A 17,872-nucleotide genomic window follows, 5' to 3' on the forward strand; every position below is an offset into this window, starting at 1 on the left:
CTAAAATAAAATAGCCTTTTCCAATTCCAACAGTTTTTGTTTCCTCCAGATTCCACCTCCATAGCCTGTTAATTGTCCGTTGCTGCCAATTACGCGATGACAAGGGATTATAATGGATATCTTATTCAGACCATTAGCATTGGCTACAGCTCTTACGGATTTAGGATTTCCCATAATATCTGCCTGTTCCTGATAGCTTCTTGTTGCACCATAAGGAATTTCCTGAAGAATAGCCCAGACTTCTTTCTGAAAAGCTGTTCCTACAGGGGAAATAGGAACTGTAAATGCGGTTCTTTTTCCTTCAAAATACTCTTTCAGTTCTTCTTCCAGCGTAACAAAATGAGGGTTTTCTCCTTGTATAATATTTGCTTTAAAATATTCCGCAACACTTTTTAATTCTGTCGGAAGCGCTTTTCTGTCGGAAAATTCTAAAAGACAGATTCCATGTTCATCGGCACAGGCTATCATTGTTCCCAGCACGGTTTCTATTCTCTTCAGATCAATGATCTTTTCCATGGAATTATTCTTAGGTGATGCTCCAAAAATATTTTTAAAACTCTCATTAAAACCACTCAGACTTTCATATCCTGTGTCAAATGCTACTTCTGTAACCGATTCTCCTTGTTGAAGTTTTTTAAATGCTGTATTGAGTTTTGACATTCTCTGGAAAGCATGAAACGTAATCCCATGGTGTTTCAGAAACCATCTGCGGACTGTTGCGGGTTCCAGTCCTCTTTTTACAAGATCATAATCTTTAAGCTTTAATGTGGGATCGTCGGCAATTTCTTTCAATAAATCTTTGATATACGGAGGTGTGGCGTTGAGATTTTCCAAAGGCCTGCACACTTTACACGGGCGATATCCTTTGAGCATTGCATCTTTGGTATTGGAAAAAAATTCTACATTTTCAAATTTAGGTTTCCTTGCGGTGCAGGTCGGTCTGCAGAATATCCCTGTGGTTTTTACGCCCATCCAGAATATCCCTTCAAATGAAACATCTTTGATATAAGATGCCTCGTACATTATTTTTTCTGTAAGTTCCATCATGAGATAAAAAGAGGTGAAAAACTTCTAACGTTTGTAATTTTCTGACTTGCTTTTTCAAGCTCCCTGTAAATATGTCTGTACATAAAAGCACCTGAAGTAACTCTTTTTACCCCTAATGCTTTAAGCGTGTCAAAATCGGGTAAATCAGCAAGAGCCATAACATTCACAGGGAGAAAAGTAGCTTCTGTAATAGTTCTGATCTCGTTTTCAGCTGTCATGCCCGGAATGAAAACGCCATCGGCTTTAAGTTCTTCAAACAGTTTAATTCTCTCTAAAGTTTCCTCCAGCGCATTTTCAATATTCAGTAAAAAAGGATCTGTGCGTACATTGATAAATACCTTACCTCTGTTTTCTCCTAATTTGATAAAAATATCTTTTAATTTTTCATAGAAAACATCTCTGTTTACCAGTTCTCGTATTCCGTTAACAACATTGGTATCTTCGATATTAATCCCTGATATTCCAATTTCTATAAGTTTCATGATATTCGAAACTACTGTATCATTTTCAAGACCATATCCGGATTCCAGATCTACCGACAGAGGAATTGAAACGGAAGCTCTGATCCTCTTAATGATATAAAAATATTCTTCAAAGGTCATCTCTTCTCCATCTTCATATCCTAAACTCAGTGCGACTGCCGAACTTGAGGTTGCCAATGCTTTATAGCCCAGCTTTTCGTATACCTTTGCGCTTTCTACATTCCATACATTACCCAAAAGTAACGGTTCTTCACCATGATGTAACTGTTTAAAACTGATCATAATTTTTTTATTCAAAAGTAGAAAGATTACTGCCTGTTCTACAACCGAAAAATGAACACCTATTTTTTATAATTCTCAGAATGTAAATTTTGGTTTAAAATAAGATGGCCTTTTCAAGCTCCAGCAGTTTTTGTTTTCTCCAGATTCCACCGGCATATCCAACCAATTCACCGTTTGAGCCTATCACACGATGACAGGGAATCAAAATAGCAATTTTATTGATTCCGTTGGCTGTTCCTACGGCACGTATCGCTTTGGGGTTTCCCAGTATTTCTGACTGCTGCCTGTAGGTTCTTATCTCTCCCATCGGAATTTCACGCAGCAACTGCCAGACCTTCTCCTGAAATTCTGTTCCCGTGGTAAACAACGGAACTTCAAAACGGGTTCTTCTTCCCTCAAAATATTCTTTCAGTTCCTTCTCCAGCTGTACAAAATGAAAATGTTCTCTTTCTAAAATATCAGCTTTTAAAACTTTTGACAGTGCCTTCAGCTGTTTTTCGATATTCTTCCGGTCTGTAAATTCAAGCAGACAGAATTCCCTGATCCACTGCGCAGGCGATCATTTCACCCAAAGGGGTTGATATATTTTTTTGGTGTATCATTTCCATTCGTTTAAAAGTAAGCATTTTTGGAAATCATACTTGTTTTTAATCCGTTAAAATTCTTTTTATCTGTTCAACATGCCTTTGATTGTGGTAAATAACAAACCGGAAAGTATCTCCCAACTTCAATTTGATCAGCTTTGAAATACTGATATTTGTTTTTGTTTTTTCCAGATCAATATATTGGGCTTCTTCCAGTAACTCAAGCATTTTTTTCTGCTGTTTTATGAATGTATTCACTACACCTTTATCCAGATTACTGTGGATAGGATTCATGGCTTTAAGCGTTTTCATTGTATTCAATTTTTCTTTGGGAAGCATACTTTTAGCAAAATAATTTCCAAGAATTCCGGGCTTAAAATAGAGTTGAGAAGGCTTGCCGGCAGAAGAAATAGTGCGGTTGATTTCAGGAATATAAAAGTTTCCATAGCGGTTGAGATGTTCCAGACATTCCAAGGTACTCCAGCTGTCTGAGGAAGTTCTGAAATTCAGATCATGTTCCGTCTTTAAAGACAACATTTCAGCAAACTGTAAATGCTGCTTTGTCCTGTTTTTTAACTCATCCAGTAATTCTGAGGTTGAAATTTTCATTACGTTTTTTATGCAAATATGCTGATCTGGTTGTTCTTAAATCTTGACTGAACTCAAGATTTTTTCAGTCTGGACAACGTTTCCGGTGACATCCTCAGATAATTAGCTATATATTTATTGGGAACTTCCTGAAACAGCTTCGGACTTCGTTTTAAAACTCTTTCAAAGCGTTCTCCCGGAGCATTGATCAGCAGATCTTTTTCTCTTTCAAGCTGTTGTAGTACGAGATCTTCCAGAATACTCATCCAGAATTTCATGTGTTCTTCATTTGATTGTATAAATGCATAGAAATCCTTTTTTAAAGCTACTTTCACTGTTGTTTTCTTAATCGCCTGAATGTAAAGTTCCGAAGGCTTTCCCGATAAAAAAGAGTCCAGGCTGACAATAATATTTCCTGTGTATCCGAAACGAATGATCCTTTCTTCATCTTCATCCATCATAAAGATCCGGACACTTCCATTTTCTATAAAATAAATAGAGGTATCTGTACTGCCTGAAATCTTCAGAAACTCATTCCGCCTGAATGCTTTCTTTTCCCAATGGATTCCGCTTTGAAGCAATTTTTCAACCATTTCATTTTATTATTTGCTTTTCCAAAGATAATAGGTAATTTTAAAGTTTTAAAACACTAATCACTGATAATGCTCAAAAGAACAGTACTTTTCATACTGCTTTCTGCCGGATTGTATGGTATGAAAGCACAGCAGACCATCCCCTTCCGGATCACAAAACATAATAATATCATTGTCAAGACCCTTGTTAACAAAAAGGATTCTCTGGATCTGATGTTTCAGATCGCCATGAAGGATTATTCAATTTCTCCCGACAGCAAGTGCAAAGCAGGTCATCTTATTTTTAATAAAGAAGAAATCAGCATTAATAATACTGTTGAGATCGGAAAGATCATCCAGGAAAATGTGCGTTTTTTTGACAATCAGCTGACAGGTCATGAAGCGGACGGAAAAATCGGAACCGGAATTTTCTCAGGTAAAGCATTTAAAATTGATTACGATAACAACCAGTTTGTGATTTACGATAAAATGCCGGATCTGAAAGATTATCAACCCATTAACATCATTCAGGATCATGAGGGCTTTTATCTTGCAGCAGACAATATTATGGACGACGGACCGCAGCAGGAAACCTATTTTGTCTTACAGTCCGGATTTTCGGGAACAATACTCTACAGCAATGAATTCGCTGAAAAACAACATCTTGAAAAAAAATTGAAGATAACAGGAGAGAAAATCCTAAAGAATTCTGAAGGCAAAACTTTAATTACCAAACAAGCTGTTCTGCCCTATTTCAAGTTGGGAAACAGTGTATTTAAAGATGTTTCCGTAGGATATTTCTCCGGGGAACTGAAAACACAAAATGTAAGTTATCTCGGTGCTGATATGCTCCGCAGGTTTATCTGGATCTTTGATGCAGAAAGGAAAATGGCTTATATCAAACCCAGCAAATACTTTTCGGAACCTTATTACAAAATGAATTAGACTATGATAAACACTTTAATGCTAAAAAAGATCATTAAACCCAAAGCTGCCGCTGCTCTTTTACTTTTGCCATTGGCTATCATCAGCTGTAAGAAAGAAGAGAAAAAAACAGTGGTTACAGAAATAAAAACAACAAATGATTCTGTAAAAACGGTAAAAACTGAAGAGAAAATAGATTATACGGATTTTAATATTTTCAGTCTGTCTGTTATTTCATCCGCAGAAAAAGATTCTGATATTGATATTTTCATTTCTGTTTCGGATATCTATAAAGGAGTACAGCCTGTACCTGAGGCTATTATGAAAAACCGGAAACAGATGACTTATGAGGAACGCCAGCATTTTGAACTGGATGCACCCAGCAGAAAAAAACTGCTTGATGGAATTCATCTCACAGAAAATGATTCTCTGTACATCTATGAGTATGGTTCTAATCAACTTCAAAAAATGCCAGTCAGCCAATTAAAAGCCGTGGCCTACTTAAGTCCTTATTCCGATGATCAGGATTTAGACCCGGATTCTTATATGATGGGATTCCAGGTGGCTACTCATCAAAAAACAACAGAATACGACCGGTATACTAATGCTATCGCTTATTTTGGAAATAAAAATCCTTTCGTAGACCATAAAATGAAAGCTGTGAAATGGCAAAAAGCTGATGCGGCCAGTTCAGGAAAATATTTTAGTCAGTCCAAACTTACCAAGGGAAAAACCTATCAGTCACAATATGAAAATCTGACCTATTATCTTCAGGATTATCTTGAAGAAGGAAATATCACAGAACGTAAGCTTGCAGTCATCAATGATCGTAAGGAAAAAATTGCGGAGAAGATATTCAGCCTTGCAGGAAGTGATGGCGGAGAGTTTCTTCCTCTTTATGGAATAGATGCTGATGAATCTAATATTTTCCAATATACAGGCCACCTTTTCAAAGGAAAACCTCCGGTTATTTTTGGATTCATTGCCCAGTCTTTTGGCTGTCCTTCCATTAGCTTTTTAGATCAAAAGGAGAAGGATTTTCCGATCAATTGTGATAACAGACATTAATTCACTGAAAGAATTTATTTAGATTTCTACCGGAATAATCCATTATACACTCAGTTGTCCATTCCGCAGGGGATCTATACTCTTACCATCTAAATAAAAGTAATCGGAATAACAAACTGTGCGGATAGGTTTTTAGAATAAATCTGCTTTAGCCAAAGCTTACTTTAGAATCAAGATATAAAAAAAAACCAAATCTGTTGGTAAACGGATTTGGTTTTTATTTTCAGTGCATTATTTCTCAGGATAATAGTTGTCTTTCAGATTCATAAAATAGGTTTCGGACTCTTTAAAACCATTACTTTTCATAAATTTGATCACTACATTCAGATAAGCTTCTGAAGGAATAAAATTTGTTCCCATCTTTTCGGAAAAATTTTTATACTCTTCTTCAAGCAGTTTGGGATTTTTGGCCAACTGTTTTATATCGGTTCTGAAACCTTTAAATATAAATTTCAAGGCTTCATAATTTCCGGGATAGGAAACAGTTCCGTGGGTTTCTCCTTCGAAAAAGCTATGTTTATAGTTCAAAGATCCGTTTTTTTCTATCATTCCTTTAAATTCTTCAATCGCCTGGGTCATATCGGAGTTCCAGTTTTTTTGCTGTTCTTCATTGTCTGCCTGAGAAACATACAAAGATTTTTTTGCAGGAAACTTTTTATTTTTTTCCAAATACTCTTTTGTTCTTTTGAGGGTTACTTTATTGTCCCACCATAAACTGGGATCATTCGCAACATAAGCATTGAAATAATCAGGATGTAAAAGGAAGGTATTAATGGCAAACAATCCTCCGAAAGAGTGCCCTACCAACACGGAATAATCCTGTGTTCTGTAGTTTTTATTAACGAACGGCTTCAATTCTTCCTGCATGAATCTCAGAAAGTCTTCACTTCCGCCACTATCTGCAAAAAGAGTAATATTAGGGTTTACAGGACTTTTCTTTTGAGACTTTGTCGGGGTAAGATCTCTTGTTCTTTCTGTGTTTTTAATCCCGACAACAATACATTCCGGAATATCTGCATAAGGAGTTCGGGCAATAAAATCCGTTAATCCTGTGTAATATTCAAAATTGATTTCTCCATCCAGAAGATAGATCACCGGATATTTTGCAGGATTGATAGTATTGTCGTTATAGGTTTTGGGAAGATGAATCCATATTTCTCTGTTTTCGTTTAAAACTTTTGAAAAAAGGTTTTGTTTCTCTCCTATCATCAGTTTGTCCTGAGCTTTTCCTGAGGTAAATACTAAAAGTAATGAGAGGGCAATAATTTTAAACCAGCTGTTCATGGTGTGAATCTTTTCTGTGTTGATGAATGTTCTTAATTTCTTTATTCTTTTTGGGCGATTTGTTTCTTCTGCCCCACCAGATCAGAAATCCGGTAACCGGCAGACTTGTACAGATGATTCCGATAATGAAGGTGAATATTTTACCAAACATTCCGCCCCAATACCCTACATGAAGGTCAAAATTCATATGCTCTATCACTTCATGCCTCTGTACTTCTTCAGGATAATCAATTTCTTTTCCGGTGTATTTGTTGGTTTCCATCCTTTTCCCGTTGACAAGGCTTTTCAGACCAATAAACTGAGCTGCCACCACATGATAGACCGTTGCGGAATCATTTCTCGGAATACTCATTCTGAACTGTTTTGCATCAGGAAATTCTTTAAATTTTCGATCTGCAAAATCAGCGTAGGACAAAGCTTTTTTCTCCGGATCAAACTTAGGCTCATATTTTTCTGCAATGGTATGGGCATCCACGGCTCCTCCGAAAGCCTGCTGGGTAAGATCGGTTAAGATCTTGTATGCCATGATCAGTCCGGTAATAGTAATAAACACTGCAGGAAGCAATGAATAAAACCCAAAAACATTATGAAAGTCGTAGTTTTTTCTGCGCCATTTTGTTCCGGATTTGATTTTAAAAGCGGTTGTTCTTGTGGTTTTGTTCCATTTTTTCGGCCACCAGAGAATCAGTCCGCCGATGAGCTGGATAAAAAATATGATGGAAGCAACGCCAACTACCGTTTTCCCGAACTTTCCTGCCAGTAATTGCGCATGAATATGGGCCACAATATAGAAAAACTCATAGCTTTTTGTAGAACCGATTACTTTTCCGGTGTATGGGTTGAGATAATGATAGGCAAATACACCTCTTGGGCCACGCCCTTTTTTCTTTGGTTTTTCTGCCTTGTCCGAACTTTTATCTTTATGTGGCTTCGTTGCTGAAGCTACTCTGAAGCTTCTGTCAGCATCTTTGTACGTATCAAAATAAAACGCTTTTCTGTCAGGAACCTGCTGGTGAAAATGAGCAAGCAATTCTTCAGGGGGCATTTTTTCAGCATGAGCCGGAGCCTGGACATATTTTGCGCTTCCGCCGCACAGATCAATGATTTCGTCACAAAAGACAAAGACAGTTCCTGAAAGAGTCACTGTAAGAACAATGATTCCCGAAACCAGCCCAAGCCAGAGGTGTATCCAGCCGGTGATCTTTTTGGTGATGGATTTTCCCTGCTTTTTCTTAGGATTAGTTTTTTTATTCTCCATATCTGTTTTTCATCTACTCAACATGTTACAGCAAAAAATGCAAAGGCACAAAAGGATTATAATAACGGCGCATTTGTAAAGTGAAAGAGTTATTCCTGATGCCATTTACTTTAGCATATTTGAGGCATCAGAAACATTGTTTATTATTAATCAAAGCATTGTGCCTTTGCGGTTTTCATCCCTATATTTTCGTTGAGATTATTTTTTGTTTTGGTTATTAAAATTTGAATGCAAAATTGGCCAGGATTTCTCTAGGCTTCTGTGGCTGCCCATAGAAGTTCCAGTAGTTTTCATTCAGCGCATTATTCATTTTCAGACCGATTCTGTATTTTTTCCTGTCATAAAAAACTGTAGAACCTACCGTAGTATAAGAAGGAGCAAGAAAATGATTGTTGATGTTGATATAGGTCTGGTCTACAAAATTAAATCCGGCTCCGAAACCAAGTCCTTCATAAGCTCCATCCATAATTTTGTAACTTGTCCATAGATTGGCTACATGTTTTGGAGTCCATGCGATTCTTTTTCCACTGTCTTTGCTCCGGTCATCATATTTGTTATCGTTATATCCGTAACCGGCAACGATATTCCATCCTCTAAAAGGGTTGGCAATGATGCCTATTTCCAGTCCCTGACTTTTGATATTCCCATCCTGAATACTTCCTATTCCGCCCGGATCTGCAACCAGTCTGTTTTTAACATTGATATTATAATAGCTTACGGTTGTCAGTAATTTTTTATGGAAAAGATCTACTTTAAAACCAGTTTCAATCTGATTTCCCTGCTCAGGATCCCATTTTGTCAGAACACCCACTTCATTCAGTGATGGTGCATAGTTTTTAAATCCGTTCACATAATTGGCAAAGAATGAGATCTGATCTTTTACAATTTCATACACCAATCCGAATTTTGGTGAAAACTGGGTCTGACTGTACCCTGTCACTTTATTTTCAGGATATCCGTTTATGGTAGAGATCTCTACACCGTTTACTACTGTGTCGTCATTTTTATAGTGGTCTACTCTCAAACTGGCCATTACCAGTAAGTTATCTGTGATATTCAAAACATTGGAAATATAACCGCTGATGGTTCTGAATCTTGTAATATCCGATTCTGTGGATTTTCTTTCCTTATTCATGAATTTGTTTCTTGAGATAGGATCCCATGGAGAAGAACTGTCAAGATTTACCTTGTCATAAGGCATGAAAACATTACTGTATCCGTTGGCCTCATAGTAAGGGAACTGATATTTTGTTGTTTGCTGGAAGTAATCTATTCCCACTACCAGACGGTTTCGCAGACCTGCTATTTTAAAATCTCCTGTAAAATTCTGCTGGATATTGTCTGTGGTCACTTTAAAGCTGTCGAAAGGACGGATCATTCTTTCTACCTGATTATTATTCAGATATCTTAACACCAAAAAGATCGACTCGTTTTCATTGGCTTCCCCTCTTTGGTAAGATGTTCTTGACGTCCATTGATCATTGAATTTATGGGTAACCTCAGCCATTGTTACAAAATTGGTTCTTTTGGAACCGATGTCATTACTTGTAAACGCTCTTTTGTAAGCTACTTCCAGGTCTTTCATGGAGTGGAGAGTCAGCTTTTCTGAGTTTCTTACATAAGCATTCAATGTTTTGTCAGGAGCATGGAACTCCGTATCAAGTGTCACCGTGGTTTTGTCGCTTACTTTGTACAAAACACTTCCTGAGAAAAATAGTCCTTTATTATACCCTGCATCCTGGAAAGAATCCTGAGAATAGGCTGCCACATTGAATCTTGCCAATGCTGTTTTTTCTTTGTTCAAAGGGGTGTTTACATCGGCTGTGATTCTGTACATTCCCCAGCTTCCGGTAGTATAATTGATAATTCCCCCGAAGTTTTCCTGTGGTTTTTTCGTAACGATGTTCACCACACCGCCATAATTGGCTAACGTTCCTCCGAATAAAGTTCCGGATGGGCCTTTTATTACTTCTACTCTTTCGATATTAGCGATCTCGGACTGTACCCTTGGGTTTTGAGTCAATCCGTTTCTGAAACTGGCATTGGAACTGAAACCTCTCATGAAAATATCATTCCCGCTGTCGTTGACACTGTTGCTTACGACAATACCTGGTGCGGAAGCCATTGCTGTATTGAAGTCCATAGCTCCCATTTCACTGATGATTTCTTTGGGAACAAGGTTATAAACAGTGGGATTTTCAAGGTTTTCAAGAGGTAGTCTTGCGATGGATTCAGATTTTTTGGTTCTGTAATTCTGAGTTCCCTGGAGTGATACAGACTGGATTTCAGCCACTTTGATGGTATCCTTTTCCTGGGCATCCAGCATCGTTACGGCTAACAGAGCTGCAGAAATAATAGTTTTTTTCATGTTTATAATTAAGTTAGTTCTGCAAAATTATTTTATTTTTATTAATTCTAAATAAAAACATGATACAAATCATAAAACTTACTCAATGAAATAGCCCATAAATAAAGGGTTTTCGAAAATTCCGAAAACCCTTTATTCAATCAATATATAAGTTTTTTTATTTATTTTTCCAATTTTTAATCATTTTCATATAGCGATCAATATTAATTTTTTCCTCCCGCAAAACATTACCTTCTATTTCTTTTGCGTTTGTATTATCCGCATACACAATTGTTTTGCCCAATACGGGATATATAATGAATAATGAGTCAAAAGTTTTGCCACAGCTTTCATTATAATAATTTTTCTCAATAACAATCTTCTTTATTTTTTCATTTTCAGAAAAAAAATATCTTTTGGTATTTTCTCCACATTCTGGATGATTATTAAACTCAAGACCTTTTAATTTTCCATCTTTAAGATAGGCATAAGCAGGATGTAAAATATCACCATTGGATAAAACCTGATCAGAATCAAAAACAAATTTTTCAAATTCTTTTTTGTAATTTTTGCTAACAGGATTACATTGAAATAGTAATAGCAGTCCGAAAATACTCAGGACACAATTCTTTTTTACCATAAGGCTAATAAAAATAAAGGTAACTTATTGCTAAAGTTTTAATTTAACTGTCTTATATAACAGCAGCGGCCATCATCGACATATAATAATTGGCGCAATGCAATGCATTAATTAAAACAATTTCTTTTTCCGGAAGGGTTTCATAGGCATCAGAGGTGGTGATCTGGTATTCGTAATTCATAGAAGTCCATTTCAGATGGGGTTTTATGATCATCAGCTCAATACCTTCCTGATCTGTAAGGACAAATGATTCTTTAAAAATGCCTCTGTGCTTGAAAAGGTAGCCATTCTTCACGCCGTCAAAATAAGTTTGCACCACAATTTCCCCGTTCCAGTTCATCCTGAATTTCAAAAGCACTCTTTCCTGATCTTTCAGTTCAATGGTGGTTCCCCAAAAACCTTTCGGCTCCACCTGATAGATTTTACCATCTGCAATTTCAATGACAGCATTAAATTTAAACCAACTTGTGTAGGCAAGTTTCCCAATTAATTTTTCCTCTTTTGTGATTTCAAAAGTTAAAGAATTGCTTGATTTTGCGTAATATTCTGCCATGGTTATATTTTGATTTGATGGAATTGTATTAGTTTTTAAATAATATTAACAGCTTGAATTTTAACGCTCTAATTTATAAATAATTCGGCAAACATAATCTATTTTAAAGCTAAACCGATAAAAACACTTCCGAAATCATTTTAGCCCTGTTTTTTGTATTGAAAATTTGCTTTAAATGTATGATAGCATGATAAAAAATCACTTAATTGCTTTCAAACCAGTACTTCCATTTTTCATTATCAATTCCAAATTTCCCCTGCCACCATCTTGCGGGATAACCAACATCATCATTCCTAATGGGTCTGTGTTCTCTTTCCGGATAGGTAACATATTGATCTGCATACCCAAAATGAGCATCATCATGTAAAATTCCGATAACTCCTAAGATGTCCAACAATCCTAATCTTTCTTCATCATTTGATTTTACTGTTTTGGCGATTCTCTTTTTAAGTTGAGAAATTCTGTCGCCGGGTTCTGATGTTTCAATAATTTCTTTCAGTTCATTAAGAATCCTGTAGTCATTTTCGATGGGTTTAACGACCGGAAGTTTTGGAAACTGTTCTACATCAAATAAAACCTGGATAAAACTATCAAAACAACATCCATCCTTGTATTTGAAATAATTGATTGTCTTGAATTCGATAGGATCTTCAAACTCATATGTATGAAGCCCGCATATGGCACAGATGTCTTCATTAGGTTCCGGGCTTGGCGTAAAGCTATGCTCTTCCAGACTTTCTGCAATACAATAGCTGGATAAAAATGAGCGATATTCTAGTTGTCTTGTACTTAAACTATATACGAAAGCTTCCACAACTTTCTGCTTTTCAATACCAGCCACAGCACTTTTAATTCTCCTGCAAATTTCATCATGGCTTATGTCTTCCTGATCATACATTACAGCTTTTTCCTTTATTCAATTTTATAAACATAACTCTTACTGATATATCTGCTTTTATTTATTAATTCTGAAGGATAAAAAATGGTTCCATTAATCTCAACACTTTTAATCCTATATCTCCAGCTTCCATTATGGCTTTTGTAAATTTTTGTTGTTGAATTTGGATAAAGCTCAAGAACAATGGAAGAGTCTTTTACTTCTATTTTTTCAAGAGACTTTGCATTTTTGATTTTATAGAAAGACCGAGGTGACAATATTCCATTTTCATAATTAAATGCAAAGCTGTCAGATTCATTATCAATTGCTTTTGAGATGGGATAACTGTAATTGATCTTAATTATTTTTTTGGAGCCCGTCAGGTTTTGAATATAGAAATCAGTTATCCAGGAACATCCTGAAAGCACTGCTACGAAAATACAACATAGAAATCCTATCGTAATTGATTTTATACTCATTATATTGAAGTTTAAATGGCTTTTGCAAAAGTAAACAGAATCCTTTATTTTTATGGATTAATCGATAAAAAAATTCCGCAAGAAAACTTGCGGAATTTAAGTATTTATTCTGGCTCGAAATTACATCGTCTCCATTTTGAAGCTCATGCTTTCGATTACTTTTAAGATGGCTTCTACCGTATCCATTGAAGTTAAACAAGGAACACCGTTTTCCACACTCATTCTTCTGATCTGGAATCCGTCTCTTTCTGCCTGCTTACCTTTTGTAGTGGTATTCACAACATACTGAACTTTTCCTTTCTGGATCAGGTCGATAAGGTTTACATCTTCCTCTCCGATTTTGTATCCGATTTTACAAGGGATTCCTTTTTCTTCAAAGAACTTCGCAGTACCTTCTGTAGCCCAGATTCTAAATCCAACTTCATGGAATCTCGCTGCAAGAGCTGCTGCTTCATCTTTATGCTTATCAGCTACTGTGAACAGGATAGATCCGTGCATAGGGACTTTTCTTCCTGCTGCTACCAATCCTTTGTAAAGTGCTTTTTCAAGGGTTGTATCTTTCCCCATAACTTCTCCTGTAGACTTCATTTCAGGGCCTAAAGAGATGTCAACTTTCGTTAGCTTAGAGAAAGAGAATACCGGTACTTTTACAAATACGCCTTCTTTATTTGGAACCAATCCGTTTTCGTATCCTAAATCTTTCAGTTTTTGCCCTAAGATTGCCTTTGTTGCAAGGTTAGCCATAGGAACCTCTGTGATTTTAGACAAGAAAGGAACTGTTCTTGAAGAACGTGGATTTACTTCAATTACATAGACATTTCCTTCGAAAAGAACATACTGGATATTCATTAATCCGATAACATTCAGTCCTTTTGCCAGTCTCTGCGTGTAATCTACCAAAGTATCAATCTCGCTCTGAGATATATTTTGTGGCGGATATACCGCGATTGAGTCTCCGGAGTGAACCCCTGCTCTTTCGATGTGCTCCATAATTCCAGGAATCACTACCGTTTCACCGTCGCAGATGGCATCTACTTCGATTTCTTTTCCTACCATGTACTTGTCAACCAAAACAGGGTGTTCAGGACTCGCATCTACTGCGTGCTCCATGTAGTGAGCCAATTCTGTTTCAGCGTATACAATTTCCATTGCTCTACCTCCAAGAACGTAACTTGGACGTACCAATACCGGATATCCGATTTCGTTGGCAATTTTTATCGCTTCTTCTTTAGAAGTTGAAGTTCTTCCTTTTGGCTGAGGAATTCCAAGCTCCTGAAGTGCTTTTTCAAATTTATCTCTGTTTTCAGCTCTGTCAAGATCTTCCAGTGAAGTTCCTAGGATCTGTACTCCGTGAGCGGCTAATTTATCTGCAAGGTTGATGGCAGTCTGTCCTCCGAACTGTACCACTACACCTTTGGGTTTTTCCAGCTCGATGATGTTCATTACATCTTCTTCAGTAAGCGGCTCGAAATATAATTTATCAGAGATGGAGAAGTCTGTAGAAACTGTTTCCGGGTTGTTGTTGATGATGATCGCTTCGTAACCCATTTCTTTGATTGCCCATACGGAGTGAACGGTTGCGTAGTCAAATTCTACACCTTGTCCGATTCTGATAGGTCCTGAACCCAGTACGATGATTTTTTCTTTGTCAGAAACTACACTTTCATTTTCTTCTTCGTACGTACCGTAGAAGTAAGGTGTTTCACTTTCAAATTCAGCGGCGCAGGTGTCTACCATTTTGTACACCGGCATGATTCCGTTTTCTTTTCTGAAGTTGAACACCTCACGCTCTTTTACATCCCAAAGAACTGCGATGTTGATGTCTGCGAAACCTAATCTCTTAGCTTCAATCAGGGTTTCTTTATCAAATTTGTTGTCAGCGATTACTTTTTCGAAGTCAACCAGTTTTTTTAGTTTCCAGATAAAGAACTTGTCGATTTTACTCCATTCTACGATCTGTTCCCAGTCGTATCCTCTTCTTAAAGCATCCCCGATGATGAATAATCTCTCATCATCACATACTCTGATTCTTCTTTCGATTTCTTCAGCAGTAAGAGCCTGAGCCTGCTTTGTTTTTAATCCTAAATGCTTGATTCCTGTTTCTAATGAGCGGATGGCTTTCTGTAAAGATTCTTCAAGGTTTCTTCCGATCGCCATTACTTCACCAGTTGCTTTCATCTGAGTGGAAAGTCTTCTGTCTGCCGTTTCGAATTTATCGAATGGGAATCTTGGGAATTTTGTTACTACGTAGTCAAGAGCCGGCTCAAAACATGCGTATGTTTTTCCTGTTACCGGGTTCATGATTTCATCCAGAGTTAATCCAACTGCGATCTTCGCAGCAATCTTTGCAATCGGGTAACCTGTTGCTTTACTTGCTAATGCTGATGAACGGGAAACTCTAGGGTTTACTTCGATGATATAGTAATCGAATGAATGCGGATCTAAAGCTAACTGTACGTTACATCCTCCTTCAATACCTAATGCTCTGATGATTTTCAGTGAAGCATTTCTCAGCAGCTGATATTCTCTGTCTGAAAGTGTCTGAGAAGGCGCAACTACGATTGAATCTCCTGTATGAACTCCTACCGGGTCAATATTTTCCATGTTACAAACTACAATGGCGTTGTCGTTTGCATCACGCATTACTTCGTATTCAATTTCTTTGAAACCTGCGATTGATTTTTCAATAAGACACTGTGTAACCGGGCTGTGCTTTAGTCCCAATTCAGCGATTTCTTTCAATTCAGCTTCTGTGGAAGCGATACCACCTCCGGTTCCTCCCATTGTAAAGGCAGGACGAACAATTACAGGATATCCGATTTCATCTGCGAAAGCAAGCGCTCCTTCTACCGTATTGACAATATCAGATTCCGGTACCGGCTCGTTCAGTTCTCTCATCAGCTCACGGAAAAGGTCTCTGTCTTCTGCTCTGTTGATGGCAGAAAGCTTGGTTCCCAATACTTCCACTTTGCACTCTTCAAGAATTCCTGATTTCTCCAGTTCTACCGCCATGTTAAGACCTGTCTGGCCTCCAAGAGTTGGTAATAAAGCATCCGGACGTTCTTTTCTGATGATGTGGCTTACAAACTGTAATGAAATCGGCTCGATGTATACTTTATCAGCGATTTCCACATCCGTCATGATCGTTGCAGGGTTTGAGTTGATCAAAATTACCTTGTAGCCTTCTTCTTTCAGAGACAGACAAGCCTGCGTTCCTGCATAATCGAATTCAGCTGCCTGACCGATGATGATAGGTCCTGAACCGATTACTAAAATTGTTTTTATATCTGTACGTTTTGCCATTTTTCTTTTTTAGATACAAGATGTTAGATGTCAGATTTCAGACTTCCAACAAGTTGTTTTACTTTTTTAAATTAGATTTGAATGTATAAATCATTCTTTGAATTTCATTTAGATTTGATATTAAACCATTAACTTTTTCTGCTTCAAGTAAATTTAATTCTCTAGTTAAAATTAACTGGGTCTGTAACTCAAAGGAGGATGCATTTGCTATTCCAAGAAAATGATAAAATTCTCTATCATTATTTCTTCCTGCACCTTCAGCTATATTTGAAGGAATAGAGATTACAGATCTTTTAATTTGAGAAATCAAACCAAACTTTTCATCTTTAGGTAACTCTGCACAAATGATATAAACCTGTTTTGCAAGTTCAATAGATTTCTGCCAAAAGACCAATTTTTCAAAATTATGCATGATAAAGTCTGCTATCTGATGTCTAATATCTGAAGTCACTCTTATTTCTTAAAGTCCTCCATCATTTGAATGAACTCATCAAACAGGTAGTTTGCATCTTCCGGACCCGGGCTTGCTTCAGGGTGATACTGAACGGAGAAGCAAGGGTGGATTTTGTGTTTTAATCCTTCGTTTGTTCTGTCATTCAGGGCGATGTGCGTTTCGATAAGGTCTGTCCCTTTTAAACTTTCCTGATCTACCGCATATCCGTGGTTTTGAGAAGTAATGGCTACTGTATTTTTCTCCAGATCCAATACCGGGTGGTTTCCTCCTCTGTGTCCGAATTTCAGTTTGAAAGTTTTTGCTCCGCAAGCAAGACCAATTAACTGGTGTCCTAAACAGATTCCGAAGATTGGGACTTTTCCTAATAATCCTCTGATCATGTCTAAAGCATGTGGTACATCTTCAGGGTCACCAGGACCGTTTGACAACATAATTCCGTCCGGATTCATCAATAGAATTTCTTCTGCTGTGGTATCCTGAGAAACAACGATGATGTCACAGTTTCTTTGAGACAGTTCTCTGATAATTCCCAGTTTGGCTCCGAAATCTACCAATACTACTTTGAAACCTCTGTTTGGATTAGCATAAGGTGTTTTTGTAGAAACCTCCTCAACCTGGTTGGTTGGGAAATTTGTTGATTTCAACTCAGAAGCTACTGCAGTTTCATCAGCATCAGCATTTACAATTTTTCCTTTTACTACTCCATGGTTACGAAGAACTCTTGTCAGTCTTCTGGTGTCGATTCCTGAAATTCCTGAAAGGTTTTTCTTTTTAAATAATTCATCTAAAGTGATCTGAGTACGGAAATTGGAAGGAAGATCGCAAAGTTCTTTTACGATAAGCCCTTTGATTGCCGGCTCGATACTTTCATAATCATCACGGTTAATACCATAATTCCCGATAAGCGGATAGGTCATACAAACTATCTGACCGCAATACGATGGGTCAGAAATCAATTCCTGATACCCTGTCATTCCGGTATTGAAAACTACTTCCCCTGCAGTTTCCAATTCTGCTCCGAAACCTTCTCCATGAAACACTTCACCGGACTCCAGTATTAATTTTTTCTTCATTTTAAACTTTTATCTCTTATTATTTTATTATATGTCATTAACAGGTCGCCCCTACGG

At 37.2% G+C, this 17,872-nt stretch carries 17 protein-coding genes; 2 read left to right on the forward strand and 15 right to left on the reverse strand.

Going from position 1 to position 17,872, the window contains the following annotated elements:
• From LIV57_RS22945 to LIV57_RS04910, 5 genes are all read right to left on the reverse strand, one after another.
• Positions 1 to 1,047: a methylated-DNA--[protein]-cysteine S-methyltransferase gene (locus LIV57_RS22945; protein ID WP_317259034.1), complete on the reverse strand. Its 1,047-nt coding sequence runs from the start codon at positions 1,045 to 1,047 to the stop codon at positions 1 to 3.
• Positions 1,044 to 1,811, reverse strand: a complete 768-nt coding sequence (locus LIV57_RS04895) for an isocitrate lyase/phosphoenolpyruvate mutase family protein (protein WP_227941676.1) — start codon at positions 1,809 to 1,811, stop codon at positions 1,044 to 1,046. The genes LIV57_RS22945 and LIV57_RS04895 overlap by 4 nt, the downstream gene beginning before the upstream one ends.
• Before the next feature lie 94 nt (positions 1,812 to 1,905).
• A complete protein-coding gene (locus tag LIV57_RS04900; protein ID WP_227941677.1) occupies positions 1,906 to 2,178 on the reverse strand; it encodes a methylated-DNA--[protein]-cysteine S-methyltransferase in 273 nt (90 codons plus the stop codon).
• 280 nt (positions 2,179 to 2,458) lie between these two features.
• On the reverse strand, positions 2,459 to 3,004 hold the full coding sequence (locus tag LIV57_RS04905; protein WP_227941678.1) for a DinB family protein: 546 nt from the start codon (positions 3,002 to 3,004) through the stop codon (positions 2,459 to 2,461).
• A 53-nt stretch (positions 3,005 to 3,057) separates the two neighbouring features.
• Positions 3,058 to 3,576, reverse strand: a complete 519-nt coding sequence (locus tag LIV57_RS04910; protein ID WP_227941679.1) for a Crp/Fnr family transcriptional regulator — start codon at positions 3,574 to 3,576, stop codon at positions 3,058 to 3,060.
• A gap of 69 nt (positions 3,577 to 3,645) precedes the next feature.
• On the opposite strand from LIV57_RS04910, the gene LIV57_RS04915 reads away from it, so the two are divergent.
• The gene (locus LIV57_RS04915) at positions 3,646 to 4,500 is read left to right on the forward strand and encodes a hypothetical protein (protein WP_227941680.1); all 855 of its coding nucleotides are present in this window, start codon (positions 3,646 to 3,648) and stop codon (positions 4,498 to 4,500) included.
• 3 nt (positions 4,501 to 4,503) lie between these two features.
• Positions 4,504 to 5,547, forward strand: coding sequence for a hypothetical protein (locus LIV57_RS04920; RefSeq protein WP_227941681.1), 1,044 nt, complete (start codon positions 4,504 to 4,506; stop codon positions 5,545 to 5,547).
• A 231-nt stretch (positions 5,548 to 5,778) separates the two neighbouring features.
• Here LIV57_RS04920 and LIV57_RS04925 read toward each other — a convergent pair whose 3' ends face one another.
• The 10 genes from LIV57_RS04925 to LIV57_RS04970 all read right to left on the reverse strand — a co-directional run bounded on the left by LIV57_RS04925 (position 5,779) and on the right by LIV57_RS04970 (position 17,815).
• Entirely contained in the window at positions 5,779 to 6,831 is a 1,053-nt protein-coding gene (locus LIV57_RS04925) for an alpha/beta hydrolase (RefSeq protein WP_227941682.1), read from the reverse strand.
• Positions 6,815 to 8,089, reverse strand: a complete 1,275-nt coding sequence (locus tag LIV57_RS04930; protein WP_227941683.1) for a PepSY-associated TM helix domain-containing protein — start codon at positions 8,087 to 8,089, stop codon at positions 6,815 to 6,817. Before LIV57_RS04930 ends, LIV57_RS04925 begins: the two co-directional genes overlap by 17 nt.
• Before the next feature lie 217 nt (positions 8,090 to 8,306).
• Positions 8,307 to 10,457 carry a TonB-dependent siderophore receptor gene (locus tag LIV57_RS04935; protein WP_227941684.1) on the reverse strand — a complete coding sequence of 717 codons (2,151 nt, stop codon included), beginning with the start codon at positions 10,455 to 10,457 and terminating at the stop codon, positions 8,307 to 8,309.
• A 157-nt stretch (positions 10,458 to 10,614) separates the two neighbouring features.
• The gene (locus LIV57_RS04940; protein WP_202843822.1) at positions 10,615 to 11,076 is read right to left on the reverse strand and encodes a hypothetical protein; all 462 of its coding nucleotides are present in this window, start codon (positions 11,074 to 11,076) and stop codon (positions 10,615 to 10,617) included.
• Positions 11,077 to 11,128: 52 nt separating this feature from the next.
• Positions 11,129 to 11,629 carry a hypothetical protein gene (locus tag LIV57_RS04945; protein ID WP_227941685.1) on the reverse strand — a complete coding sequence of 167 codons (501 nt, stop codon included), beginning with the start codon at positions 11,627 to 11,629 and terminating at the stop codon, positions 11,129 to 11,131.
• 202 nt (positions 11,630 to 11,831) lie between these two features.
• Positions 11,832 to 12,527, reverse strand: coding sequence for a hypothetical protein (locus LIV57_RS04950; RefSeq protein WP_227941686.1), 696 nt, complete (start codon positions 12,525 to 12,527; stop codon positions 11,832 to 11,834).
• 14 nt (positions 12,528 to 12,541) lie between these two features.
• A complete protein-coding gene (locus tag LIV57_RS04955) occupies positions 12,542 to 12,985 on the reverse strand; it encodes a hypothetical protein (RefSeq protein ID WP_227941687.1) in 444 nt (147 codons plus the stop codon).
• 120 nt (positions 12,986 to 13,105) lie between these two features.
• Positions 13,106 to 16,288 carry a carbamoyl-phosphate synthase large subunit gene (gene carB, locus LIV57_RS04960; protein WP_227941688.1) on the reverse strand — a complete coding sequence of 1,061 codons (3,183 nt, stop codon included), beginning with the start codon at positions 16,286 to 16,288 and terminating at the stop codon, positions 13,106 to 13,108.
• Between the two features lie 58 nt (positions 16,289 to 16,346).
• Positions 16,347 to 16,700, reverse strand: coding sequence for a four helix bundle protein (locus LIV57_RS04965; protein WP_062670677.1), 354 nt, complete (start codon positions 16,698 to 16,700; stop codon positions 16,347 to 16,349).
• Between the two features lie 41 nt (positions 16,701 to 16,741).
• Complete coding sequence (locus LIV57_RS04970) at positions 16,742 to 17,815, reverse strand: carbamoyl phosphate synthase small subunit (protein WP_227941689.1); 1,074 nt, start codon at positions 17,813 to 17,815, stop codon at positions 16,742 to 16,744.
• Positions 17,816 to 17,872: the final 57 nt, after the last annotated feature.

This window comes from Chryseobacterium sp. X308 (assembly GCF_020733145.1).
GTDB lineage: Bacteria > Bacteroidota > Bacteroidia > Flavobacteriales > Weeksellaceae > Chryseobacterium > Chryseobacterium cupriresistens.